A 26143-nucleotide genomic window follows, 5' to 3' on the forward strand; every position below is an offset into this window, starting at 1 on the left:
GTATCTGCTTTGCGCCAGATGATTATCGTGCGGTGACTCAGTCTTTTTTGGCTGCGTTAGCAAAGAAAATATCAGACTGAATATCTTTAGTGCGGATAGTGAACAGCTGATTTGTCAGGTCTTCCGTCAGCTTCTCGGCGTCGGCCATGATGCGCAGATTGAAGTCATTCAGCATTTTATCTGCGGCAGGCTTATCGGTTTTCGCCATCTTCAGATATTCGGCCTCGACCTCTTTTTGCTCTTTCGCCACTTTATCTTCCCACGCTTTGTAGGCTTTTTTGACGATTGGCGCAAGCTTCGGATAGTCGGTCATGGTCAGCGTCTGTAATTTACGGTACTTCCAGTAAATGGACTGGTCGTCCGCTTTGTCGGTTCCCATCGTATAGTTGGCCGGATACGCTTTCAGGCCGCTATAGTACGGAACAAAGGCGGTGAGATCGGCCATACCCAGGCCAATGTAGGTGGTTTCGCCAATTTCTTTTGGCAGCCACGGACGGACCTGCATCACGTGCGCCTCGTAGGTGCGGAACACGCTGACCGGACGCCACGGCTCTTTGCCGTTCAGACCGTTGGTGTACGGGTCGTGTTTAGTGCCTTCATAGTGGCTGCGCAGCACAGACTTCACGTCGTCCAGCGTCATCTTCTTCTCTGGCTTCAGGAATACCGGGAACTCACGGCCCGCGGCCATATCCTGATTGACGGCAGGATTAAATGTTTTCTGGATGGTCCACACGCGGGGGTCGTTATAGGTGCGGTCACGCTCGTCATCACGGGTATAGGCTTTGGAGAAGTTGAATTTGCCGTCTTTGGCCTGATCGTACAGACCTTTTTCGCTGGCGAATTCAATCAGGTTTTTCGATGCCATCATATCCGGATTTTTAGGATCGTAATCCTGTAAACGTCCCTGATTACCGGTGGCAAAGTATTGATTATTTGGCAGCCGCTGCGCCATCCACTGGTGACCGCTACCGGTTTCCAGATACCAAATTTCTTTATCATCCACGACGGCAACGCCGAAACCTTCACCTGCGCCGACGGTTTCAACAATATGCCCCAGCAGGGCCACCGCTTCACGTGCGGTTTTGCTCTGTGACAGCAGAATATCCGGGATATCGTCTTCGGTGATCCCTTTATCCTCAACATACGGGTCGACGGCCAACGCTTTTGGTGATGCAAAAATAGACTCTGTCCCGCTTACGCCAACACCCAGCTCGTTAAAACCGGTGGCCCCGTGTAGCTGGGTTTTCCAGTTAGGTACGGTGGTATAACGCAGAGAGTTTTTCGGCAGCGGCCAGGTAAAATCATTCGCACCATTATGTGCTTTGGTGCTGTACACCCCGGTCTGGTTCTGTTTCGCTGGATGAATCAAAAAATGCTGTGCTTTCAGCGCGTCGCTGTCTGCACTACGGGCCACCAACATCGAGCCGTCCGCCGAGGCTTCATTGCCGACCAGCAGGGTCGTACACGCAAAACCGGATGAGACAACCGCCAGGTTTACTGAAAGTGCAATCAGGCACTTTTTAAAACTAAACATTATGTATCCCTCATAAGTACGCCATAAGTACACCGGAAACACACCGTTTCCTTAATGCGATCACGCCTGTACTGTCAGGCATGGCTCGCCAGAGAGATAAACGCCCCTGCCCACGTTATCTCCGCATATCCATCCGTCGATTAAAGTCTTCTGGACGCTCTAACCCGTCCATTTCGCTTGATTTTTACGCAGTGGATATCGAGGTATTCAGGATGCTTCCTGATTCGGGGAGAAGAATAGCAATGGCTTATTACTGGATTCAGTGACCCATGTCGCGTAAGTCAATGATGATAAATGTGAATACTGGATTTAAATGAAATTACGATATTATCTTTTGCGGCAATACAGTGAGGGAACATTCGACGTCGCAAAAATCCACGCGCCTTTATACTCCTCCATAACCAGGCTCAGGCCTCGCCCGCTCTGGCGATAAAACCCCGGTAATGTACTGTTGATATCGTCTTTACCCGTATAACGATACTTTAAACGCCAGTAGTGTGAGTTGTTGGTGGTTACTTCAAGGTAGAGGCCTCCACCATCAGATAGCTTGTACGGCTTCTCTTTGGGCTTGGCTGCGTCGATTCTTCTGACTGTTAGCTTCATTGGGGGCATCTCAAAATGGGGCTATAAATCATGCCCCCCAGTATGCTCCCAGAATGCACTTGATTCTGGTAGAGGCAGTTGACCTCGGGAGAACATAATCAGCAGTAATTGCGGGTATTATAGGAGATTTACTTGAGACAGTAGAGTTCAGGAGAGGCAAATTGGCGGAAGATCACAGGAGTCGAACCTGCCCGGGACCGCTGGCGGCCCCAACTGGATTTGAAGTCCAGCCACCTCACCGGAGATGACGATCTTCCGCGCCTCGATTGCTACATGGAGGCGGGGCGCATTATAGCTACTTCCAAACGTTTCCACACCCCCTCACTCACTTTTTTAACTTCCGTTTCGCTATACCATGATCGGTTTCATATAAATCCCTACAAAATCCATAAGTTACAGTGATGTTTATTTTTTGACGCTACCCCGATCACAGAAAACAAGAATCGTAATTTGATAACGAGATATCGGAATACCCGCACTCACAGGGATGGTTTACAAGAACTGTAACCGGTATCAGTGCGTGTGAAAGTGCAAACAAGGATGCGTAATGAAAAGTGAGATTCTGTCTGTTAAAGAGAAGATTGGCTATGGTATGGGTGACGCCGCCAGCCACATCATCTTCGATAACGTAATGTTCTATATGATGTTTTTCTATACCGATATTTTTGGTATCCCTGCCGGATTTGTCGGCACCATGTTCTTGCTGGCCCGTGCGCTGGATGCCATCTCTGACCCCTGCATGGGGTTGCTGGCCGACCGTACCCGCTCGCGCTGGGGGAAATTCCGCCCGTGGGTGCTGTTTGGCGCATTGCCGTTTGGTCTGGTTTGTGTGCTTGCCTACAGCACGCCGGACCTCAGCCTGCACGGCAAAATGATTTATGCCGCAATCACCTACACGCTGCTGACCCTGCTCTACACCGTGGTGAATATTCCCTACTGCGCGCTGGGCGGTGTTATCACCAATGACCCAACGCAGCGCATCTCCTTGCAGTCATGGCGCTTTGTGCTGGCAACGGCGGGCGGCATGCTCTCCACCGTCCTGATGATGCCGCTGGTGAATCTGATTGGCGGTGAAAATAAAGCGCTGGGTTTTCAGGGCGGGATTGCCGTGCTCTCGGTCGTGGCGTTTCTGATGCTGGCATTCTGCTTCTTCACCACCAAAGAACGTGTGGAGGCAGCACCGAGCAGCACCTCAATGCGTGAAGACCTACGTGACATCTGGCACAACGATCAGTGGCGCATCGTTGGCCTGCTGACCATCCTCAACATCCTGGCCGTCTGCGTTCGCGGCGGGGCGATGATGTATTACGTCACCTGGATTCTGGGCACGCCGGAAGTGTTTGTCGCCTTCCTCACCACCTATTGCGTCGGCAACCTGATCGGCTCTGCGCTGGCAAAACCGCTAACCGACTGGAAATGCAAAGTCAGCGTCTTCTGGTGGACGAACGCCCTGCTGGCGGTCGTCAGTCTGGCGATGTTCTTTGTGCCGATGCACGCCAATATCACCATGTTCGTCTTTATCTTCGTGATTGGCGTCCTGCATCAGCTTGTGACGCCAATCCAGTGGGTAATGATGTCCGACACCGTTGATTACGGTGAGTGGTGCAATGGTAAACGTCTGACGGGCATCAGCTTTGCGGGCACACTGTTCGTGCTCAAACTGGGCCTGGCTCTCGGTGGGGCGATGATCGGCTGGATGCTGGCGGGCGGCGGTTACGATGCTGCAGCGAAAACGCAAAACAGCGCCACCATTAGCATCATCATCGGCCTGTTCACCATTGTCCCGGCTATTTGCTACCTGCTGAGTGCCGTGATTGCCAAACGCTTTTACACCCTAAAAACCTCTTATCTGACTGAAATCATGCGCCAGCTGGCGCAGGGTGCGCGCCGTAATCAGCAGGATTTCACGACTAAAGAATTACAGAACTAAGGAACCAATTATGAAAATTAGCGATGGAAACTGGCTAATTCAGCCTGGCCTGAATGTGACTAACCCAATCCAGGTGTTCGAGGTTGAACGACAGGGCAACGAGATGGTGGTCTATGTTGCGCCGCGCGACGTGCGTGAGCGAACCTGGCAGTTGGACACCCCGATGTTTACGCTGCGCTTCTTCTCGCCGCAGGAAGGCGTGGTGGGCGTGCGTATGGAGCACTTTCAGGGAGCGCTGGATAACGGCCCGCATTATCCGCTGAACGTGCTGCAGGACGTGAAGGTTGAGATGTGCGATAACGCCGACTTTGCCGAATTGAAGAGCGGTAATTTAAGTGTGCGCGTAACCAAAGGCGAATTCTGGGCCCTCGATTTTTTACGCAACGGGGAGCGCATTACCGGTAGCCAGTTGAAAAATAATGGCTACGTGCAGGATGCTAACAGCGATCGCAACTATATGTTCGAGCGCCTGGATCTGGGTGTCGGCGAAACGGTGTACGGGCTTGGCGAACGCTTTACGTCGTTGGTGCGTAATGGTCAGACGGTCGAGACCTGGAACTGCGATGGCGGCACCAGTACCGAGCAGTCTTACAAGAACATCCCGTTCTATGTCACCAATCGTGGTTACGGCGTGCTGGTGAACCATCCGCAGTGTGTGTCGTTTGAAATTGGCTCCGAGAAGGTGTCAAAGGTGCAGTTCAGCGTGGAAAGCGAGTATCTGGAATACTTCGTGATCGACGGCCCGACCCCGAAAGCGGTGCTGGATCGCTATACCCAGTTTACCGGTCGCCCGGCACTGCCGCCTGCGTGGTCGTTCGGTCTGTGGCTCACCACCTCGTTCACCACCAACTACGATGAAGCGACGGTGAACAGCTTTATCGACGGCATGGCCGAGCGCAATCTGCCGCTGCACGTTTTCCATTTCGACTGCTTCTGGATGAAGGCCTTCCAGTGGTGTGATTTTGAGTGGGACCCGGTGACGTTCCCGGACCCGGAAGGCATGATCCGCCGTCTGAAGGAGAAAGGCCTGAAGGTCTGCGTGTGGATCAACCCGTACATCGGGCAGAAATCGCCGCTATTCAACGAACTGAAAGAAAAAGGCTATCTGCTTAAGCGGCCGGACGGATCGGTGTGGCAGTGGGATAAATGGCAGCCGGGGCTGGCGATTTATGACTTTACCAATCCAGAGGCCTGCGAGTGGTATGCCAACAAGCTGAAAGGCCTGGTAGATATCGGCGTGGACTGCTTCAAGACCGATTTTGGCGAGCGTATCCCGACGGATGTGCAGTGGTTTGACGGCGCTGACCCGCAGAAAATGCACAACCATTATGCGTTCATCTACAACGAACTGGTGTGGAACGTGCTGAAAGAGACCGTGGGGGAAGAAGAGGCGGTGCTGTTCGCCCGTTCTGCTTCCGTGGGCGCGCAGCAGTTTCCGGTGCACTGGGGCGGCGACTGCTACGCCAACTACGAATCAATGGCAGAAAGCTTGCGCGGTGGCTTATCCATCGGCTTGTCCGGCTTTGGCTTCTGGAGTCACGACATCGGCGGCTTCGAGAATACCGCCCCGGCGCACGTCTACAAACGCTGGAGTGCGTTTGGGCTGCTCTCCAGCCACAGTCGTCTGCACGGCAGCAAATCCTACCGCGTACCATGGGCGTACGACGACGAGTCCTGCGATGTGGTGCGTTACTTCACCGAGCAGAAATGCCGCATGATGCCGTATCTGTATCGCGAAGCTGTGCGCGCCAGCGAGTATGGCACGCCGATGATGCGTGCGATGATGCTCGAATTCCCGGACGATCCGGCGTGTGATTACCTCGACCGTCAGTACATGCTGGGCGACAGCGTGATGGTGGCCCCGGTGTTCTCTGAAGCGGGAGATGTGCAGTTCTACCTGCCGGAAGGTCGCTGGACGCACCTGTGGTGTAACGACGAGATTGTGGGCAGCCGCTGGCATAAACAGCAGCATGACTTCCTGAGCCTGCCGGTCTACGTGCGTGACAACACCCTGCTGGCGCTGGGCAGCAATAACCAGAAGCCGGATTACGCCTGGCATGAAGGCACTGCGTTCCAGCTGTTCCATCTGGAGGAGGGTCGTGAAGCCGTCTGTGACGTGCCGGCCGCTGACGGCTCGGTTATCTTCACGCTGAGGGCGAAACGTGTGGATAACACCATCACCGTGACGGGGGAGGGCGAGGCGCGCAACTGGACGCTGTGTCTGCGTAACATCCCGCAAATTGGCGGCGTGAAGGGCGGTTCATCTACAGGGAGCGAGTGGGGTGTGGTGATTGCAGCAGAAGGCAATGTGTTGACCATTACCCTGTAAGTGCATGTGAACGTGGTGCCGGATGGCGATGCAGTGCGTCTTATCCGGCACCACGGTGCGTGCAGCGTTCCAGAACTGAAAATTAAAAACATCCTGACTTAATCTTTTTACCTGTCCATATTTGCGAGCGCAATCACTCTACTTCCCACGAAAAATGTGATCTGCGCCGTAAATATCTCACTATTTCCCTTTTTTGTCTTATTTCTGTCCGGAATACAGGACACGATTTAGTATTGTTGCCGCATCGTAGTCCTTTTATATTTATCATCACGGATTACACGTGGCGCGTAAGCGCTTCTTTCGATATTTAATCTGGTGTGTGATAAGGGTAAATAATGCAAATGATTACCTCGCGACAAAACAGATTATTAAAATTCCTTCTGTCCCGGAAAGAATATGTCACGCTGCTGAAAATCGCCGAACATTTAACGGTTTCAGAGAAGACTGTGCAGCGCGATCTACGGCTACTGGAACAGTGGTTATCGGAATGGAAAATAACTATTGATAAACGCGCCGGGGCTGGCGTGATGCTAAGTGTTGATAATATTACCGATCTTTTATCGCTGGATCAGTTATTGGGCGCAGAGGGTGATGACGCTGATGGTATGATGAATAATTCACGGCGCGTAAAAATAGCATCGCAATTATTAAGTGAAACGCCGCACGAAACGTCCATCAGCAAATTATCTGAGCGCTATTTTATCAGCAGCGCATCGATTGTGAACGACCTGAAAGTGATTGAATCATGGATAACCCCGCTGGGATTATCTCTGATCCGTAGCCAGAGCGGGACGCACATTGAAGGCAGTGAGAGCGGTGTACGTCAGGCCATGGCTTCACTGATTAACGGTGTAATTAACCATAATGAACCCGGTGGCGTCGTTTATTCACGCCTTGATCCTGGCAGCTATAAAGCGTTAGTACATTACTTTGGTGAAGAAGACGTTTTATTTGTGCAAACGCTGCTACAGGAAATGGAGAACGATTTGTGCTGGTCGCTGGGCGAGCCTTATTACGTCAATATCTTTACCCATATATTGATCATGATGTATCGCATCACCCGGGGCAATGCGTTGCCGAGAAAAGAGGAAAATATAAACTCCTTTGATGAAAGCATCTTTTCTATTGCGAACCGAATGATTCAGCGTATCGAAAAACGCATTGTACATCCGCTACCGAAAGATGAAGTCTGGTTTATTTATCAATATATTATCTCCTCTGGCGTAATGATAGAAGAGCATAACGACGTCAGCGCTATCGGTCATATGCACTCCAGCGATGAAGCGCGGCTGATTACCCATCGGCTGATCGCGATTTTTGCCGAGATGGTCGACAGTGACCTCAGCGAGGATACCGCGCTGTATGACGGATTACTGATTCATATTAAGCCGCTGATTAACCGGCTGAACTATCAGATCCGTATTCGTAACCCGCTACTGGACGATATTAAAGGCGAACTGCAGGACGTCTGGCGTTTAACGCTTTGCGCGGTTAATCGGGTGTTTAGCGGCTGGGGCGAGCGTGCCGTGTCGGAAGATGAGGTCGGGTACCTAACCGTGCATTTTCAGGCCGCTATGGAGCGGCAGATTGCCCGCAAGCGCGTGCTGCTGGTTTGCTCAACCGGTATTGGTACGTCTCATTTACTTAAAAGTCGCATTCTGCGCGCCTTCCCGGACTGGACCATCGTGGGTGTGGTATCAGCGGGCAGTTTACCCTCCATACTGACGGACGATATTGAACTGGTGGTGTCGACAATCAATCTACCTACTATTGCGATGCCCGTCGTGTATGTCACCGCCTTCTTCAATGATGCGGATATTAAAAGGGTAACAGAAACGGTTATCACCGAAAAATTACATCGAGCGACGTCGCTGGTCGTCGAAAATTAATGTCTGAACTCCATGAGGTATGATTGATGGACATCACGAAAATACTCAATACAAATCGCGTTATTTTAGATATGAAGGCTACAAGTAAAACGGAGGTTATTGAGGAACTGACAGATATTCTGCAAAAGGATGGCGCAATTAGCTGTCGGGAAACGTTTATTCAGGATGTCTGGCAGCGTGAGTCAGAGGGTTCAACCGGCTTTGAAAATCATATTGCGATTCCACACGGAAAATCTTCGGCGGTGGTGAATACCACGCTGGCCATCGGCCGTACGCGCCAGGATATTCCCTGGGAAACTCTGGACGGTAGCAATGTACGGTGCATTATATTGTTTGCCGTCCGCCTTGAAGATCAAAACACTACGCATATTCGCCTGCTCTCGCAGGTTGCCGGAGCGCTGGCGGATGATGAAATTATTGAACAATTATTGGTTGAGAGTAGTCCACAGAAAATTATTGAGCTGTTTAGTCAATATGCTGAATCCAATGTTTGCTAAATAAAATATGGAGCATGCTATGAATATTGTTTGTGTTGCCGCCTGTACGGCGGGTATTGCGCACACCTATATTGCCCGCGAGAAGCTAATTAAAGGGGCAAAGGCGCTTGGTCATAATATTAAGGTTGAAACGCAGGGTACCATCGGAACGGAAAACGAATTACTGATGGCGGATATTTCTGCCGCTGACGTCGTGATTCTGGCGGTGGATGTGAAAATAAAAGGAGAAGAACGCTTTTCTAATAAACGCATTGTGCGGGTGAAAACAGAAATTGTTATTAAATCGCCTATTCAGTTTCTTGAAAAGGTTGAAAAATCGCTGGTTACGACAAACCAGTAGCGATCCTCATTCTGGAGGGAACTCACATGAGTGAAAATACAGTTCCACTATCACAGGAAATAAAAAGACATTTATTAACGGGGATTTCGTGGATGATCCCGTTAATCGTTGCCGCAGGGATTTGTATTGCCCTCGGGCAAATACTCGGTGGCACTAACGTCGGTGAGAAAACCGGAACCATACCCTGGATGCTCAACCAGATTGGCGGTTGGGGAATGGGGCTAATTGTTCCGTTAATCAGTGCGGCGATTGCCTATTCCATTGCCGATCGCCCCGGCTTTGCGCCAGGTCTGATTGTTGGTTATGTCTGCGGCGAAATTCATACCGGTTTCATTGGCGGGATGCTGGGCGGATTTCTGGTGGGTTACACCGTGTTGCTGCTGAAACGCTACATCCGTTTGCCGCAGTCGATGCAGGGGTTGATGCCCATCATGGTGCTGCCGGTGCTGAGCACGGTGATTGGCGGCCTGTTGATGATGACGTTAATTGGCAAGCCGATTGCTTGGCTGCAGGACGCGTTAATTCATCTGCTGGAGTCCATGCAGGGTGGGTCACGCTTTCTGATGGGCGCGATCCTCGGCGCGATGGCGACGTTCGATTTCGGCGGGCCGGTGAATAAAACCATGTCGCTGTTTGCGGACGGTATGCTGGTCAGCGGCGTGTACGGCCCGGAGGCGGTGAAATTTGTCGGTTCGATTATCCCGCCGTTTGGCATCACGCTCTCCTTCCTGCTGACGAGGCATAAGTACACCCGTGCTGAACGCGAAGCGCTGAAGGCGGCATTCCCGATGGGGATTTGCATGATAACCGAAGGGGTTATTCCAATTGCTGCACGCGACCTGCTGCGCGTGGTGGGCTCCTGCGTGGTGGCCTCTGCAGTAGCGGGTGGATTGATTATGGTGTGGGGCGTCGAAAGCCCGGTCCCGCACGGCGGCATGTTTGTCGTCCCACTCTTTACCCATCCGCTGTTGTTTTGCCTGGCACTGGGCATTGGCACGGCGATCTGCGGGGTCATGCTGTCGCTGTGGAAGAAACCGGTGACCGAGCGAGACGAAGAGTTTGACGAGCTCAGCGATCAAAAGCTGAAAGACGAAGAGATCACCTTCACCCTCGAATAACCGGAGGCCGTATGTTTGCCGATATGAAAAGCATGCTGACGAAAGCCTGGCGTGAACAATACGCGCTGCTGGCGATCAACTGTATGAACCTGGAAAGCGCCCGGGCGGCGGTACGGGTAGCAGAGAAACACCGTGCACCGATCATTCTGAATCTGTATCAGGGGCATCTGGAGCATTTCCCTGCATCAATAGCGGCAGCGGTGGTGAAAACTCTGGCGGAAGGCGCCTCCGTACCGGTTGCTCTGGCGCTGGACCACGGCAAAGATCCGGCACGCATTCGCCAGGCGTTCCGCGCTGGATTCAGTGGCTTGATGATCGACGCCTCCGCGTTTGCGCTGGAAGAGAATATCCGTCAGACCCGCGCGGTGGTGGAACTTGCCGCCAGCGTGCAGCTGTGTGTGGAAGGGGAACTGGGCCACCTCGCGGATGCGCCGTGCTATGACCATGCTGCTAACGTTGACTTGATGACCCAGACCGCCGACGTGGTGCCATTTATCCAGCAGACCGGGATCGACTTGCTGGCCGTTTCGGTGGGGACGGCGCACGGCATGTATGCCCCGGGAGTGACCCCGGCCATCGATTTTCAGCGTCTGGAGGCGATAGCGCATTTATCGACGGTGCCACTGGCGCTGCATGGCGGTAGCGGTACGCCGTTCGATCAGCTCCGACGCTGTCCGACGTTTGGCGTCGCCAAGATTAACGTAGGCGCGGCGGTCTTCGAAGCTGGAAAGGCTGCATTGCTACATACCCTTTGTCGGGACCAATCCTGTGAGCTCGTTGCTGCCCTGGCGGTGATGGAACAAGCCTGCGAGGAAGCCATTATTCCTTACCTACAGGCAAGCGGCGCTATCGACAAAGCCTGATTCATTTTCTGTAACGCCTTCTATGCCTCTGCGATGACGCACTGGCAGGGCTTTCTACACCCTGAAACTGGAGAATTAACATGTTAGTTTCGATGAAAGAAATACTGCAACCGACCCGTCAGCACGGTTTTGCCATTGGCGCATTTAACGTCGCGGACAGCTGCTTCGTGCGCGCCGTGGTGGAAGAAGCAGAAGCAACCAACACGCCAGCAATTATCTCTATTCACCCCAGTGAGCATGATTTCCTCGGTGATGCGTTCTTTAGCTATGTCCGCGATATCACCCTGCGCAGCCCGGTGCCGTTCACGCTGCATCTGGATCACGGCGCGTCGGTGGAGCATGTGCTGCGGGCGATTCAGTGTGGGTTTACTTCGGTGATGATTGACGGCTCGCTGTTGCCGTATGAAGACAATGTGGCGTTAACGAAGGAAGTGGTCCGACTGGCGCATGCAGTAGGCGTTTCGGTGGAGGGGGAACTGGGAACGATTGGCCAAACCGGAACCTCAGTGGAAGGCGGTGTGTCGAAAGTCACCTATACCGACCCGGCCCAGGCAGAGGACTTTATCGCCCGTACCGGTGCGGACACGCTGGCGGTGGCGATTGGTACCGCGCATGGGATCTATCCGAAAGGGATGCAGCCTGAGCTGCAAATGAACATCCTGCGCGATATCGCCGGACGACTGGATATTCCCCTGGTGCTGCACGGCGGTTCAGCGAACCCGGATGCAGAAATCGCCGAGTCCGTCACGCTGGGCGTGGGCAAAATCAATATTTCCAGCGACATGAAATACGCCTACTTCCAGAAAGTCCGCGAAATCCTGGCGAAAGAGACCTGGTGGGATCCGAACGTGATCTACCCGGAAGCAATCAGCGCCGCGCGGGATGTGATCCGCCACAAAATGAAGCTGTTCGGCTCTACCGGAAAAGCATCACTTTACTAACGGCATGCAGGCGGGGTGACCCGCCTCTTTCGCGACAAGGAAAAGTGGAATGAAGCGTTCTCAGATTAATTATGCCATTGATAAAGCGCATGCCATCGCCGAAACCTTTCGACTGTGCCTGCCCGATTTTGCATATTTCACCGCCGATGCCTGGCGACAGCAGGATTGGGCTAAATGGCGTGAAGTGCGTGATCTCCAGCTGGGATGGGACATTACCGACTTTGGCCGCGGGGATTTTGCGCAAACCGGGCTGACGTTGCTGACGTTGCGTAATGGTTTGTTGGGTTCAGCAAACTATCCCAAGCCCTATGCCGAAAAAATGCTACAAATTCAGCAAGATCAACAAACACCGTGGCATTTTCATACGCATAAAATGGAAGACATTGTGAATCGTGGCGGCGGTGATTTATGTATGCAGCTGGCGTGGGCGACACCCGATGCGCAGTATGACGGTCAGCGAGCGGTTGAGGTCAACGTGGATGGTCAACGGCGCAGCTGCAAACCTGGTGATACGCTGGTACTGAAACCGGGGCAGGGCGTGTGCCTGCCGCCGCGCTTGTATCATCGCTTCTGGGCCGAGAAAGCGTTTGTGCTGGGCTGGGAAATCTCGATGGTGAATGACGACCAGCACGATAACCACTTCCTCGAACCGGGCGGTCGCTTCCCGGCGATAACAGAGAACGAGCCGGTAAAATGGCTGTTATGCGGCGAATATGATGGTTTACGGGGAGAGGGTGTGTAAGCCCGACAGCATTCGCGCTATCGGGTGATACTTTCCTGGGTAATAGATTACTGGGCAGCCGGCGGGGCGGTGACGTTACTGCCCGACACAACGCCCGCCTGCATGGTCTGTGTCACCTGCTGCTTGTCGGCATTCACCGCATGCAGTTGACCGTTCACCGTGGGCTTCAGCGGCGTATCTGCCTGCAGAGTGCCGCTGGCAGTCAGCTGGATGTTACCGTCGCCGGAAATCGGCAGCGCAGGCCATCCCCACTGTTGCAGGATAGTCATTGGCACACCGCGCCCGTTCAGGCTGACCTGCGTCTGGCGCTGCGGAAGTTGTGAGATGCTGGCGGTAGCCTCCAGCAACCCTTTCTCGGTATACGCGCTCAGTTCGTTGATATTGATCGTGCTGCTGTTGGCCGTAAGCGTCAGCGAAGGGCGGCGTACGTCGGTGCGGTTAAACGTGGCGGCCGCGGCGTTGAGCGTGGCGCTGCCGCTCCAGATCCCCCACTGGTGATTTTGCACCAGTCCGAGGTTGGCACCGTAACCGTCCAGCGCGGTGAGCTGCCACGGGAAGGCTGGGTCGATATCAATCACCAGATTGCGGCTGGCGCTGAATTTCTTCAGCGTCAGGCTGTTGAGCCAGGTGGGCAAGGGCTTCATCCACATCGGTTTCCAGTTTTCCGGTAGCGTGTATTCCAGCCCGGCAACTGCGGCATCGTCGAGAACAAGCGCTTTGCTATTGCGCAACCAGTTGCCGGAGGTTCTGACCATACCGCCTTCCCAGCGGGTGGTGAACTGGCGCAGCGCAATGCCCTGTGGCGAGAACTCAGCGTTGAGAATAGGATCGAAGAAGTGCAGCGAGCCGTAGATAAACTCGCTGGCGTTCATCGACAACTTACCTTCCTGGGTTTGCCAGTCGTCCTTACTGAAGGTCATGTTGCGCAAGCTGAGATCGAGATCCGTTACCGCCCAGTCAGGGCCTTGTAGACGGGCATCTGTCACCTCAAGACGACCAATTTGCAGCGAGGGAATGGTGGTGAGCGGCGCAAAAAAGTCGGTTAACGATTTATCGCTTTGCAACCGAATGTCGTTTAGCCGTAGATTCTCCACCACCCAACTGCCGTCGGGGTTTCGCTGCGCCACGCCGGTCAATGCGCCGCGCGCCACATCGGCGCCAATATTGCTTAACGTGACGCGATCGTTATCGATACTGCCTTCAATCAGCACGTTAGTCGTAGGAATATCGTTCAGCGTTAACGAGCTGGCGCTGAGCTGGATCTGCGCTTTACTGCCGAGTATTTTTCCGGCTTCAGGGCTCCAGGGGATCACGCCGCCATTCACGCGCTGCGCACTGAGGTTCCACTCGCTGCCGGGGCTGTTGAGTGCCATATCCTGTAGCTGCAGGCGATCGGCCTGGAACGGCAGCGGTGCAGTTTGTGGAGAAAGATTCAGCGTACCGTTTTGCAACAGGATGGTATCGACGTGCAGCGGGTCGGTGATTTGACGACTGCTCAGCCCAATATCAACGTTTTTTGCTACCAGGGTGGCGGGCTTGCCATCCCGACCAAAGGTGACGTTCTCCAGCAGAATGTGGGAGGGCGAAGAAAACCGGTGATCGATGGCATCAAACGTCAGGTGGTAGCTGCTGTTCTCTGACACCCAGGCGCTGATATGCTCTGCGCCCCAGCGGGTTTGCAGTAGAAAATAGAGACCGAGGATCGCCACTGCAAGGGCGATCAGCACGTAAAGAAGCAGCTTTCCAATAAATTTCATGGTCTTCCATCCCGCAAAGTACATGTAGTCAAGTTATGCACGATTTACGCGCAATCCTCAAGGCGGGAATGGTGAAAGAGCGTAACAGCGGCGTTGATTCAGAATCAACGCCGCATGTCGCTTACTGTTTTTCTGGTGGGAAAACGAGGTTCAGAACGATAGCGGTAATACCGCCTGCGGCAATCCCGGAAGAGAGCAGGTTTTTCACCCAGTCCGGGGCGAACTGCAGGATCAGCGGCTGCTGGGAGACGCCCAGGCCAACGGCCAGCGACAGCGCAATAATCAGAATGGCGCGGCGATTCAGCGGCTCGCGAGAAACAATGCGCACCCCGGAGGCGGCGATGGTACCGAACATCACCAGCGTGGCGCCGCCCAGAACCGGCTCAGGGATGTGCTGTACAAACCCACTGACCGCCGGGAACAGACCCAGCGCGATCAGCATCAGCGCGACTACAAAGCCAACATAGCGGCTGGCTACGCCGGTCAACTGAATCACCCCGTTGTTCTGCCCGAAGCAGGAGTTCGGAAAGGTATTGAACACGGCGGAAACAAACGAGTTCAGGCCATTAGCCAGAACGCCGCCTTTCAGACGCTTCATGTACAGCGGGCCGGAGACCGGTTGTTCGGAGACATCGGAGGTGGCCGTAATATCGCCGATGGTTTCCAGTGAGGTGATCATAAAGACTAGCATCAGTGGCAGCAGTAAGCTCCAGTCGATGCCCAGGCCATAATATAGCGGCGTTGGTACCATGATGAAGTCCTGGCTCACCGGTGCGGTGTTTTGCGGCAACATGTCCATAAACCAGGCCAGCAGATAGCCTGCGGCCATGGCAATCACCAGTGATGCCACGCGCAGGTACGGGTTACGCTGGCGGTTAAGAAGAATAATGAGCGCCAGTACAACGCCGGCCAGCATCAGATTCTTCGGTGCGCCGAAGGTGTTGTCGCTCATTGCGGCATAGCCGCCACCGATTGACGTCAGGCCTACCTGAATCAGCGACAGGCCGATAATCATCACCACCACACCTGAGACCAGCGGGGTAATAATACGGCGCGCCAGATGCAGTACGCGCGAGATAACCATTTCCGTGCAGCTCGCCAGCATCAGCGTACCGAACAGTGCCGCCATCATGGTCGGGACATCTGCACCGCCGGTTTTCAGCGCCGTGCCTCCCATAATCAGCGGTGCTACAAAGTTAAAGCTGGTGCCCTGAATAGATAATAGCCCTGAGCCAACCGGCCCCCAGGCTTTAATCTGAATGATGGAGGCTACGCCGGATGCGAACAGCGACATACTGATAATGTGTTGAGTATCCTGAGCCGGTAAACCGAGCGCCTGACAGATAAGCAGGGCTGGCGTGATCACCGCGACGAACATCGCCAGCAGGTGCTGGCAGGCGGCAAACAGGGTCTGGGCTAACGGGGGGCGATCTTCAAGACGGTAAATCAGTTCACTGTTGTGAGCCTGCGCAACCGGTTGCGCATTTGTTGGCTCTACGGCGTTAACGGACATCAGAGGCAATCCCATGGTGGAAAAGCGGTGATTTTATCTGACCAGGACAGAAAAGCAAACGTTTGCTAGCAGGTATTCTTAATATTTAAAACCGATGAACTCACCTTTTTATATAACTTTTTGTCATTTTCTGCTTAAAATCCACCCCGAAAACCTAAAAAGACCTAAAAATCGATCTGGAATACATCGTGCGTGATTGTGCTAAACGCACTAATGGAGCTGTCTATGTTTTACCTCGATACGTTATCTACATTGGTTGCGGCAACGCTGGTGTTGCTGCTGGGACGTAAGCTCGTCCAGTCTGTTCCCTTCCTGAAGAAATACACGATACCTGAGCCCGTTGCGGGTGGTTTACTGGTGGCGATCGCACTGCTGGTACTGAAAAAGAGCATGGGCTGGGAAGTTAATTTCGATATGACGCTGCGTGACCCGCTGATGCTGGCGTTCTTTGCCACTATCGGCCTGAACGCCAACATCGCCAGCCTGCGCGCCGGTGGCCGCGTGGTGGGCATTTTTCTGATTGTGGTGGTGGGGTTGCTGTTGATGCAGAACGCCATTGGGATCGGGATGGCGAGCCTGCTGGGTCTTGACCCGTTGATGGGGCTGATTGCCGGTTCGATTACGCTTTCCGGTGGACACGGTACGGGTGCGGCGTGGAGTAAGCTGTTTATTGAGCGCTACGGTTTTACCAATGCCACCGAAGTGGCGATGGCGTGCGCAACATTTGGCCTGGTGCTGGGTGGACTGATTGGCGGCCCGGTCGCGCGCTATCTGGTGAAGCACTCCACTACGCCTGACGGTATGCCGGACGATCAGGCCGTGCCGACTGCGTTTGAAAAACCGGACGTCGGGCGCATCATCACCTCTCTGGTGCTGATTGAAACCATCGCGCTGATCGCTATCTGTCTGACGGTGGGCAAAATCGTTGCGCAATTGCTGGTGGGTACCGTGCTGGAACTGCCGACCTTCGTCTGCGTGCTGTTTGTTGGGGTGATCCTCAGCAATGGCCTGGCGTTAATGGGCTTTTATCGGGTGTTTGAACGCGCGGTTTCCGTGTTGGGTAACGTGAGTCTGTCGCTGTTCCTGGCGATGGCGTTGATGAGCCTGAAGCTGTGGGAACTGGCTTCGCTGGCGCTGCCGATGCTGGCGATTCTGGTGGTGCAGACGATCTTCATGGCGCTGTACGCCATATTTGTCACCTGGCGCATGATGGGCAAGAACTACGATGCCGCCGTGCTGGCAGCCGGGCACTGTGGTTTTGGTCTCGGCGCAACGCCGACGGCGATTGCCAACATGCAGGCGATTACCGAGCGTTTTGGTCCATCGCATACTGCATTTTTAGTCGTGCCGATGGTAGGGGCGTTCTTTATCGACATCGTTAACGCGCTGGTGATTAAGCTGTATTTGCTGTTGCCAATTTTTGCGCAATAAAGGCCGTGCGGCGGTGTGACAACCGCCGCCGCTATTTATCGATTACGCGTTGGAATAGCGTTCGGTTTCCGGCATCCAGCGCTCAATCAGCGCCACTGCCTGTTGTGGGTAACGTTCGTGAATATGACGAGCAATGCGCTGAACTTCCGGAATAATTGCCTGATCGCGTAGTAAATCCGCTACTTTGAATTCCGCCGTCCCCGTCTGACGTGTCCCCAGTAATTCTCCGGGGCCGCGAATCTCCAAATCCTTTTGCGCAATCACAAATCCGTCGTTACTGTCTCGCAGGACCTGCAGGCGTTTCTGCGCGGTTTTTGACAGCGGTGATTTGTAGAGCAGCACGCAGTGGGAGGCCACCGCGCCACGACCGACGCGGCCGCGTAGCTGATGCAGCTGGGCCAGACCTAAACGTTCCGGGTTTTCGATAATCATCAGGCTGGCGTTGGGGACGTCCACGCCGACTTCAATCACCGTGGTGGCGATCAACAGATGCAGTTCTCCCTGCTTGAAGGCAGCCATCACCGACTGCTTCTCGGCGGGCTTCATGCGTCCGTGCACCAGACCAATATTGAGTTCCGGTAGGGCAATTTTCAGCTCTTCCCACGTGGCTTCTGCCGCCTGGGCTTCTAACAATTCAGACTCTTCAATCAGCGTGCAGACCCAGTAAGCCTGACGTCCTTCATGGGTACAGGCGTTGCGCACGCGATCAATAATATCGCTGCGACGGGTATCCGGGATGGCGACCGTGGTGACCGGCGTACGACCCGGCGGAAGTTCGTCTATCACCGAGGTATCGAGATCGGCGTAGGCGGTCATTGCCAGCGTACGCGGGATCGGCGTGGCAGTCATGATCAGCTGATGCGGATGGAAACCCTGCTGCTGACCTTTTTCCCATAGAGCCAGACGTTGATGAACGCCAAAGCGGTGCTGTTCGTCGATAATCACCAGCGCCAGACCATTGAACTGAACCTGCTCCTGAAAAATGGCGTGTGTACCGACAATCATCTGTACCTGCCCGCTGGCAATGGCTTCCTGTTGGGCAAGACGCGCTTTACCTTTCTGCTTACCGGCCAGCCAGCCGACTTCAATGCCAAGTGGGGCAAACCAGCTACGGAAGTTATTCGCATGCTGTTCGGCCAGCAGTTCGGTTGGTGCCATCAGCGCTACCTGCTGACCGTGGGCAATAGCCCGTAGGGCAGCGAGCGCGGCGACCAGGGTTTTACCAGATCCGACATCACCCTGTACCAGGCGCATCATCGGGACATCCAGCGCCATGTCGTGTTCGATCTCAGCGGTCACCCGCGCCTGTGCGGCTGTGGGTTTGAAGGGTAATGCGGCCAGCAGCTGGTTTTTCAGCGTATCGTTGGCACTCAGCGACTGGGCATGAAAACGCTGTGCCCCGGCGCGCAATGCCAGCATACTGAGGTTATGGGCTAAGAGCTCTTCGAGGATCAGGCGCCGCTGCGCCGGATGTTGTCCGGTTTCTAGATCGCTGAGCTGTAACGATGGCGGTGGACGATGCAGCGTGCGCAGCGCTTCCGGTAGGCTCATCATGCCCTGTAACAGTTCGGGCGGCAGCAGTTCGGCAATGGCGCAGGTATCGAGCAAATCCAGCGCCTGATCGGTAAGTTTACGCAGCGTAGCCTGCTTAACCCCTTCCGTAGTCGGGTAAACTGGTGTGAGCGTTTCCTGCAGTTCCGGGGTGCTGAGATCGCCCTGTACGCGGTATTCCGGGTGGATCATCTCTGCCCCGTATTTCCCGCGCTTGGCTTCACCGTAGGCCAGCACTCGCCGACCTGTCGCCAGGCTATTTTTCATTGCTGCGCTGAAGTTGAAAAAACGCATCGTCAGGATGCCAGAACCGTCGCTTATCTGGCAGGTCATCATTCGCCGACCACCGAAGGTGACAGTGCAGTTCAGCACTTCTCCTTCTACAGTGGCGTAGACGCCCGGCAAAAGCTCGCCAATTGGGTACAGATGCGTGCGGTCTTCATAACGCAGAGGAAGGTGTAACAGGAGATCCTGTACGGTGTGCAGGCCGATTTTAGCCAGTTTACTGCTTTGCGCTGCGCCAACGCCCGTCAGGGAATTAAGTGGAATGGCATCCAGTAAACGGCCTTTCATCGGATTTATCTCGCTGACTGCATAGTGGCCCACCACGCGGCATCGGCTTCAATTTCGCCCTGCGTATTGACGTGGGGGTAAGGGAGACCTTTGCGCTTTGCGACGTTGGCCAGCACCGGATAACCCCCTTCGAAAAGCAGGCGCTGCTGCTCGTCTTCCGGCAGCATGCTGTTATCTCGCTGGTACATGCCGGCGTTTTGCCGCTGGCGCTGTGCTTCATACAGAATGAGTGCGGAGGCAACCGAGACATTCAATGACTGCACCATGCCGGTCATAGGAATGATGATATCCCGATCCGCAAGGTCTAACGCTTCCTGGGTGATGCCGGTTTTTTCCTGACCCATCAGGATGCAGGTGGGGCGCGTGTAATCAATTTCGCGGAAATCGACAGCCTTATCAGAGAGATGCGTCGCCAGAATCTGCATGCCCTGATTTTTTAAATGGGTGACCGCATCGCCAATAGTCGGGTGGGTCTTGACTTGCACCCAGCTGTTACTGCCTGCGGCAGAAGAGAGCATGGTGCGCATGCGGCTACCCGGCCAGACGGCGTGGACTTCGTGCACGCCGACCGCGTCTGCGGTACGAACGATCGCAGAAACATTATGAGGTTTATGGACCTGCTCCATGCAGACGGTCAGATCGGGCTGACGCCTGGCGAGCATTTCACAAATACGCGCATAACGGTTTGAGTTCATTACACTTCATCCTTCGAACTGCCTCGGCGTTGGCTGCACTCACTTACCCCAGTCACGTACTTCTGTACGCTCCTGGGGATTCATTCGCTTGCCGCCTTGATGCAATTCGAATGATTTTGTGTAAGCGCTAATTTCTATTACGTGTGACTTTAATAACGTCCGGCATTACGCGGATTTTGCGCATGATATTCGCCAGATGCACGCGATCGCGAGCGGTCAGGCGGATAAAGGCGCTGTAGACGCGACCGTCTTTTTCTTCCGTATTCAGGCTTTGAATATTGGAAGTCGTGGTGTTGATTGCCGCCGTCAGGTTAGCCAGAGCACCCTGGTGGTTAAACATCTCCACCTTGATTTCGGTGATGAATTCCTGCTCCGTTTCTTTGTCCCATTCCACAGCCATAAACTTCTCCGGCTCTTTCTGGTAACCACGGATGTTACGACAGGATTCATGGTGAATGACCAGACCTTTCCCCGGGCTGACGTGGGCGATAATCGGGTCACCTGGGATGGGACGACAGCATTTCGCGAAGGTGATCAGCACACCATCAGCGCCTTTGATCGGCAGATGGCCGTGGCCGGATTGCGCAGGAACATTCGCAGATGCGTCACCCTGCTGGAGGTTCTTCGCTACCACCACGCTCATGGCATTCCCCAGGCCGATTTCCGCGAGCAGATCGTCAAGCGTGGCGAGCTTCATGCGCTCAAGCTCACGCTGGATGCTCTCCTGCGGGATCTCAGCCAGTTTACGGCTGCCGCCTAAGGCATGGTTAAGCAGACGGCGACCCAGGCTAACGGAATCATCGCGCTTGAGGTTTTTCAACAGCTGGCGAATTTTGGCGCGGGCTTTCGAGCTAACGACAAAGTTGAGCCACGCCGCATTCGGACGCGCGCCCGGAGCGGTAATGATCTCAACAGTTTGGCCGCTGGAAAGCGACTGCGAAAGCGGGTAAGGCTGTCTGTCGACGCGTGCACCGACGCAGGCATGACCGATGTCGGTATGCACGGCATAAGCGAAATCGACAGGTGTTGCACCGGCAGGCAGTTCAACAATGCGCCCTTCCGGTGTGAAAACATAAATCTCATCCGGGAAGAGATCAGATTTGACGCTTTCAATAAATTCAAATGAGCTACCGGCACTCTGCTGCAGTTCCAGCAGGCTTTGCATCCAGCGCTGCGCGCGGATTTGCGCTGTGGTGCTGCTTTCACCGCCGTGCTCTTTATATGCCCAGTGCGCAGCAACCCCCATCTCCGCCATTTGGTCCATGTCTTCAGTACGAATTTGTACTTCAACCGGAACCCCGTGCGGACCGATCATCGAGGTGTGCAAAGACTGATATCCGTTCGCTTTCGGAATGGCGATATAGTCTTTCACGCGACCAGGACGGGGTTTGTACAGGCTGTGCATTTGGCCAAGTACGCGATAACAGGTGTCGGCGTCGTGGACGATAACGCGAAACGCGTAGATGTCCATGATCGAGTGAAAACGCTGCTCTTTGAGCACCATTTTGCAGTAGATCGAGTACAGGTGTTTCTCGCGACCGCTTACGCGGCACGGAATGCCTGCTTCCTGCAAACGCCCTTCGATTTCCGAGAGGATTTTTTGAATCATCTCTTTGCGGTTGCCGCGTGCGGCTTTAACCACTTCTTTAATCACGCGATAGCGGTTCGGGTACAGCGCTTCAAAACCCAGCTCTTCCAGCTCGGTTTTAATGTGATGTATACCTAAACGGTGCGCCAGCGGACTGTAGATTTCGAGGGTTTCGCGGGCAATACGGCGACGTTTGTCCGGGCGTAATGAGCCCAGCGTTCGCATATTGTGGGTACGGTCGGCAAGTTTGATGAGAATGACGCGGATATCCTGCACCATCGCCATAATCATCTTGCGAAAGTTTTCGGCCTGCGCCTCTTTCTTATCGCGAAACTTAAGCTTATCAAGCTTCGATACCCCTTCAACCAGTTCTGCAACGCTTTTACCAAAAAGCTGTTCCATGTCCTGGTAGGTAGCGGGGGTATCTTCAATCACGTCATGCAGCAGCGCAGCCATTAGCGTTTCATAGTCGAGTTTCATCTCGGCCAGAATGCAGGCTACTGCTACCGGGTGCGTGATATAGGGTTCACCGCTTGAACGTGTCTGGCCCTCGTGAGCGTCACGTGCAACGAGATACGCCTGCCGAAGACGCTTAATCTGGTCTTCCGGCAGGTAGTTTTGAATCAGTTGATTCAGGCTTTCAAACAGATACAAGGGCGACCCGCTTTGTGATTAACGACGACCTTCAGCAATAGCGGTAACGGCTTGTAATTCAGCGGCTTCCTGCTCTTGCTGTTCCTGGCGCTCACGCACGTCGAGGATCTGGTTGTTGATCAGACCTTCTTCGATTTCGCGCAGCGCGATTACGGTAGTTTTATCGTTTTCTTCTGGTACAAGCGGATCCTTTCCGCCTGTCTGCATCTGACGAGCGCGACGCGCGGCGACCAGTACCAGGTCAAAACGGTTACCAATTTTCTCTACAGCGTCCTGAACAGTTACGCGTGCCATACTTAAAATGCTCCACAGGTGAAGAAATGACTGGGCATGATACTGAATGTGGGTTCAGTCTGCCAACAGTTTGCTGATTAAAGCGTCATGGCGCTGCTTTTGGCGGCTCATGCGCAGACGTTCGGCGCGAATGATCGTTTTCAAATCGCCCAGGGCAGTATCAAAATCATCATTCACAATCAGATAATCATATTCGGCGTAATGGCTCATTTCTGCAACAGCTTGTGCCATACGTTTTGCGATCACTTCTTCACTATCCTGACCACGCCCACGCAGGCGACGGTCCAGTTCAATCTTAGAAGGCGGCAAAATAAAAATACTGCGTGCATGCGGCATTTTTTCACGAATTTGCTGCGCACCTTGCCAGTCGATATCTAAAAAGACATCTACGCCCGATGCCAGTACTTGCTCAATTGCCTCACGCGAGGTGCCGTAGTAATTGCCGAATACCTCTGCGTGTTCCAGAAACGCATCTCTGCCAATCATGGTCCTGAATTCATCATGGTTCACAAAGAAATAGTGTTCACCATGCACTTCCCCCGGGCGCGGTGCGCGCGTGGTGTGCGAAACAGAAACCTGGGTGTCATACAACGGTTGGGTCTTTAATAAAGCCTGAATCAGGCTGGATTTACCCGCGCCACTGGGGGCCGAAACAATATAAAGCGTGCCTTGAGCCATGAGTATCTTATGTATGTGATTGTCGAAAGAGAGCCTACATACGAGCTTATTATACACGTAGCCGCTATACGACGTAGTCTTTGTCACACTTTTTGCGCAGGATTATTGCGTTTTGCGTATCTTTTTCCTGTTTTATCGCAGAGTTGCTGCAACAAGTAAAAATGACCGGAAAGCACCTCGCAGGATGGCTTTTTACCACTCGGATTCTCTACCGCTTCGCGCTATACCTGCCGCGTAATACAACCTACAGCGGAGGTAGTGATGGCAATAAGGAAATACATGGTGCTGATTTTGCTGCTAGGGCACTTACCCGTATGGGCTGAGTGCCCGGTCTGGTCGCCAGCCAGGGCTCATGAGGAAATTTCACAGCTACAACAGCAGATAACCCAGTGGGATGCCAGCTACTGGCAGCAGGGCGTCAGTGCCGTAGACGATGGTGTTTATGACCAACTCAATGCGCAATTACGGCAGTGGCAGCGCTGTTTTGGTGAGGAGCCTCAAGCCGAGATGACTGCTCCACCGATTAGCGGGACGATATCGCATCCCATTCCCCATACCGGTGTCCGTAAACTTGCAGATAAACCCGCGATAAAGCAATGGTTACGTAACCGTAGCGATGTATGGGTACAACCGAAGGTCGATGGGGTTGCGGTGACGCTGGTTTATAAGGATGGCAGTCTTATCAGGGCGATTAGTCGCGGAAATGGACTTAAGGGGGAAGACTGGACCCAGAAGGTTCGCCGGATCCCTTCCATACCGCAGACCACTAAAGGTCTGCTGGCGAACAGCACCTTGCAGGGGGAAATATTTTTACAGCAGGAGGGGCATATCCAGCAAAAGAGAGGCGGAAGGAACGCCCGCTCGAAGGTGGCAGGAATGCTGATGCGTCAGAATAATCCAGAGTCACTACACTCCCTGGCTGTTTTCATCTGGGCCTGGCCTGATGGCCCAGAGGCGATGCAGGAAAGACTCACGCTGCTCGCTGATGCGGGGTTCGGTTTTACGCAACACTATACTCAGCCCGTGAATAATGCAGATGAGGTCGAGCGTGCCCGTACACATTGGTGGACTTCCAAATTGCCTTTCGTGACGGATGGTGTGGTGGTGCGCATGGGAAAAGAGCCGCCAGCGCGAAACTGGTTACCCGGACAGGGCGATTGGGTGGTGGCCTGGAAATATTCTCCGGTCGCTCGCGTGTCCGAGGTCATGGATATTCAGTTTTCTGTTGGTAAAAGTGGGAAAATTGCCGTGGTCGCAATACTGGCTCCTGTCATGCTGGATGATAAACGGGTGCAGCGTGTCAACGTCGGCTCTATAAGGCGCTGGAATGAATGGGATATTGCCCCAGGCGATCACCTCCTGATAAGCCTGGCCGGACAGGGCATTCCTCGCATCGATGAAGTTGTCTGGCGCGGCACTCAACGTACTAAACCTACGCCCCCAGAGGGGCACTTCAATTCATTGACCTGTTTTTATGCCACGCCTGAGTGTCAGCAACAATTTGTTGCCCGACTAGTCTGGCTGAGTGCAAAAGAGGTGCTGGATCTTGAGGGTATCGGCGAGGCGGGATGGCGGGAACTCCATCAGGCGTATCGCTTTGAACATATCTTTTCCTGGCTGGCATTAACCCCAGAGCAATTACAGTCCGCGCTTGGGGTAAGCAAGGGAGAGAAGCTGTGGCATCAATTCAATCTGTCACGGCAGCGTCCTTTTACTCGCTGGCTAATCGCCATGGGCATACCGTTAACACAGGTAACACTTAACGCCAGTCACGAGAGTTCCTGGCGGCAATTACAGGCGTGCGATGAGAGCCGTTGGCGCCAGCTTCCCTCCACGGGAGAGCGTCGTGCCAGGCAGGTGATTCAATGGCGGGATAATCGGCAAGTCAACGCACTGAGCAACTGGTTAGCCGCTCAGCGCGTTACCGGATTTATGCCTTAATGACCTTCATGGTGATAATAGAACACCGGCAGCCCTAGCTTCAGGCGCAGCGCCAATAATCGCGCAGTAAAGCCGAATAGCAGGGTGGAGATAACGACCACATCGTGATTGGAAACATAATGTTGTAGCACGATGTACAGTACGGCAGCGGCAAATGACACCCCGGCATACAGTTCTTTCTGGAACACCAGCGGAATGCGTTTGCAGAACATATCGCGCAATACGCCACCAAAGACACCGGTGGTTACTGCTGCTACAACGGCAATGATTGGTCCATGTCCCATATCAAGTGCAACCTGTGCGCCGATAATCGAGAACACCACCAGACCTAGTGCATCCAGTACGAGGAAAATCTTGCGCAGGTAGGGCATGACGGGAGCAATAATTGTGGTTAGCACCGCGGCGGTCGCCACAATAATGACGTACTCAGGATGTTTCACCCAGCCGAGAGGATAATGGCCGAGAAGAATATCACGGACGGACCCGCCGCCAATGGCGGTCGCGGTGGCAATAATAATAACGCCAAATGTATCCATGCGACGACGGCCTGCCGCCAGTGCACCCGTCATGGCTTCAGCAGTGATGCCAATTAAGTATAAAACGTGTAACAGCATGTATTCCCCCTGATTTCCTGGGGGCTAAGGTTAGCGATTTGTGCTCGTTGTCACGATTGAGATTTTCT

General features: G+C 53.8%; 21 protein-coding genes and 1 tRNA gene. 11 read left to right on the forward strand and 11 right to left on the reverse strand.

Annotated elements, in window-relative coordinates; genetic code table 11:
• Nucleotides 1–37: 37 nt before the first annotated feature.
• The 3 genes from FDW98_RS22095 to FDW98_RS22105 all read right to left on the reverse strand — a co-directional run bounded on the left by FDW98_RS22095 (nt 38) and on the right by FDW98_RS22105 (nt 2394).
• Nucleotides 38–1534 (reverse strand): C69 family dipeptidase, encoded by a 1497-nt coding sequence (locus FDW98_RS22095; protein ID WP_096759050.1) that lies wholly within the window; start codon nt 1532–1534, stop codon nt 38–40.
• A 327-nt stretch (nt 1535–1861) separates the two neighbouring features.
• Nucleotides 1862–2137 carry an Arm DNA-binding domain-containing protein gene (locus FDW98_RS23870; protein ID WP_096759051.1) on the reverse strand — a complete coding sequence of 92 codons (276 nt, stop codon included), beginning with the start codon at nt 2135–2137 and terminating at the stop codon, nt 1862–1864.
• A 162-nt stretch (nt 2138–2299) separates the two neighbouring features.
• Nucleotides 2300–2394 (reverse strand) — tRNA-Sec (locus FDW98_RS22105).
• A gap of 290 nt (nt 2395–2684) precedes the next feature.
• On the opposite strand from FDW98_RS22105, the gene FDW98_RS22110 reads away from it, so the two are divergent.
• The 9 genes from FDW98_RS22110 (at nt 2685) to FDW98_RS22150 (ending at nt 12786) form a co-directional block, all read left to right on the forward strand.
• Entirely contained in the window at nt 2685–4067 is a 1383-nt protein-coding gene (locus FDW98_RS22110) for a glycoside-pentoside-hexuronide family transporter (RefSeq protein ID WP_096759052.1), read from the forward strand.
• Nucleotides 4068–4077: 10 nt separating this feature from the next.
• Nucleotides 4078–6396: an alpha-xylosidase gene (gene yicI, locus FDW98_RS22115; RefSeq protein ID WP_096759053.1), complete on the forward strand. Its 2319-nt coding sequence runs from the start codon at nt 4078–4080 to the stop codon at nt 6394–6396.
• Between the two features lie 335 nt (nt 6397–6731).
• On the forward strand, nt 6732–8285 hold the full coding sequence (locus FDW98_RS22120; RefSeq protein WP_096759054.1) for a transcription antiterminator: 1554 nt from the start codon (nt 6732–6734) through the stop codon (nt 8283–8285).
• A gap of 26 nt (nt 8286–8311) precedes the next feature.
• Nucleotides 8312–8782, forward strand: a complete 471-nt coding sequence (locus tag FDW98_RS22125) for a PTS sugar transporter subunit IIA (RefSeq protein WP_096759055.1) — start codon at nt 8312–8314, stop codon at nt 8780–8782.
• Nucleotides 8783–8801: 19 nt separating this feature from the next.
• The gene (locus FDW98_RS22130; protein ID WP_096759056.1) at nt 8802–9122 is read left to right on the forward strand and encodes a PTS fructose transporter subunit IIB; all 321 of its coding nucleotides are present in this window, start codon (nt 8802–8804) and stop codon (nt 9120–9122) included.
• A 26-nt stretch (nt 9123–9148) separates the two neighbouring features.
• A complete protein-coding gene (locus FDW98_RS22135) occupies nt 9149–10240 on the forward strand; it encodes a PTS fructose transporter subunit IIC (protein ID WP_096759057.1) in 1092 nt (363 codons plus the stop codon).
• 11 nt (nt 10241–10251) lie between these two features.
• Nucleotides 10252–11103: a class II fructose-bisphosphate aldolase gene (locus tag FDW98_RS22140; protein WP_096759058.1), complete on the forward strand. Its 852-nt coding sequence runs from the start codon at nt 10252–10254 to the stop codon at nt 11101–11103.
• 80 nt (nt 11104–11183) lie between these two features.
• The gene (locus tag FDW98_RS22145; RefSeq protein ID WP_096759059.1) at nt 11184–12044 is read left to right on the forward strand and encodes a ketose-bisphosphate aldolase; all 861 of its coding nucleotides are present in this window, start codon (nt 11184–11186) and stop codon (nt 12042–12044) included.
• A gap of 49 nt (nt 12045–12093) precedes the next feature.
• On the forward strand, nt 12094–12786 hold the full coding sequence (locus FDW98_RS22150; RefSeq protein WP_096759060.1) for a D-lyxose/D-mannose family sugar isomerase: 693 nt from the start codon (nt 12094–12096) through the stop codon (nt 12784–12786).
• Between the two features lie 47 nt (nt 12787–12833).
• Here the strand turns inward: FDW98_RS22150 and FDW98_RS22155 are convergent, their stop codons facing one another.
• The gene (locus FDW98_RS22155; RefSeq protein WP_096759061.1) at nt 12834–14543 is read right to left on the reverse strand and encodes an AsmA family protein; all 1710 of its coding nucleotides are present in this window, start codon (nt 14541–14543) and stop codon (nt 12834–12836) included.
• A gap of 121 nt (nt 14544–14664) precedes the next feature.
• The gene (gene xanP / locus FDW98_RS22160) at nt 14665–16056 is read right to left on the reverse strand and encodes a xanthine/proton symporter XanP (RefSeq protein WP_096759062.1); all 1392 of its coding nucleotides are present in this window, start codon (nt 16054–16056) and stop codon (nt 14665–14667) included.
• Between the two features lie 225 nt (nt 16057–16281).
• Here xanP and gltS point away from each other — a divergent pair, with 225 nt between their 5' ends.
• Nucleotides 16282–17487, forward strand: a complete 1206-nt coding sequence (gltS, locus tag FDW98_RS22165) for a sodium/glutamate symporter (RefSeq protein ID WP_096759063.1) — start codon at nt 16282–16284, stop codon at nt 17485–17487.
• A 42-nt stretch (nt 17488–17529) separates the two neighbouring features.
• Here the strand turns inward: gltS and recG are convergent, their stop codons facing one another.
• The 5 genes from recG to gmk form a co-directional block, all read right to left on the reverse strand.
• On the reverse strand, nt 17530–19611 hold the full coding sequence (gene recG / locus FDW98_RS22170) for an ATP-dependent DNA helicase RecG (RefSeq protein ID WP_096759064.1): 2082 nt from the start codon (nt 19609–19611) through the stop codon (nt 17530–17532).
• Between the two features lie 5 nt (nt 19612–19616).
• Nucleotides 19617–20306: a tRNA (guanosine(18)-2'-O)-methyltransferase TrmH gene (gene trmH, locus FDW98_RS22175; protein WP_096759065.1), complete on the reverse strand. Its 690-nt coding sequence runs from the start codon at nt 20304–20306 to the stop codon at nt 19617–19619.
• A 127-nt stretch (nt 20307–20433) separates the two neighbouring features.
• Nucleotides 20434–22548 carry a bifunctional GTP diphosphokinase/guanosine-3',5'-bis pyrophosphate 3'-pyrophosphohydrolase gene (gene spoT / locus FDW98_RS22180; protein WP_096759066.1) on the reverse strand — a complete coding sequence of 705 codons (2115 nt, stop codon included), beginning with the start codon at nt 22546–22548 and terminating at the stop codon, nt 20434–20436.
• 18 nt (nt 22549–22566) lie between these two features.
• Nucleotides 22567–22842, reverse strand: a complete 276-nt coding sequence (rpoZ, locus tag FDW98_RS22185) for a DNA-directed RNA polymerase subunit omega (protein WP_002442542.1) — start codon at nt 22840–22842, stop codon at nt 22567–22569.
• Between the two features lie 54 nt (nt 22843–22896).
• Nucleotides 22897–23520 carry a guanylate kinase gene (gmk, locus tag FDW98_RS22190; RefSeq protein ID WP_005122601.1) on the reverse strand — a complete coding sequence of 208 codons (624 nt, stop codon included), beginning with the start codon at nt 23518–23520 and terminating at the stop codon, nt 22897–22899.
• Nucleotides 23521–23781: 261 nt separating this feature from the next.
• Between gmk and ligB the strand changes: the two genes are divergently transcribed.
• A complete protein-coding gene (gene ligB, locus FDW98_RS22195; RefSeq protein WP_096759067.1) occupies nt 23782–25461 on the forward strand; it encodes an NAD-dependent DNA ligase LigB in 1680 nt (559 codons plus the stop codon).
• Here ligB and FDW98_RS22200 read toward each other — a convergent pair.
• On the reverse strand, nt 25458–26075 hold the full coding sequence (locus FDW98_RS22200; protein ID WP_096759068.1) for a trimeric intracellular cation channel family protein: 618 nt from the start codon (nt 26073–26075) through the stop codon (nt 25458–25460). The genes ligB and FDW98_RS22200 overlap by 4 nt on opposite strands.
• Between the last annotated feature and the right edge of the window lie 68 nt (nt 26076–26143).

The organism is Citrobacter sp. wls711 (assembly GCF_005281055.1).
In the GTDB taxonomy this organism is placed as follows: Bacteria; Pseudomonadota; Gammaproteobacteria; order Enterobacterales; family Enterobacteriaceae; genus Citrobacter; species Citrobacter gillenii.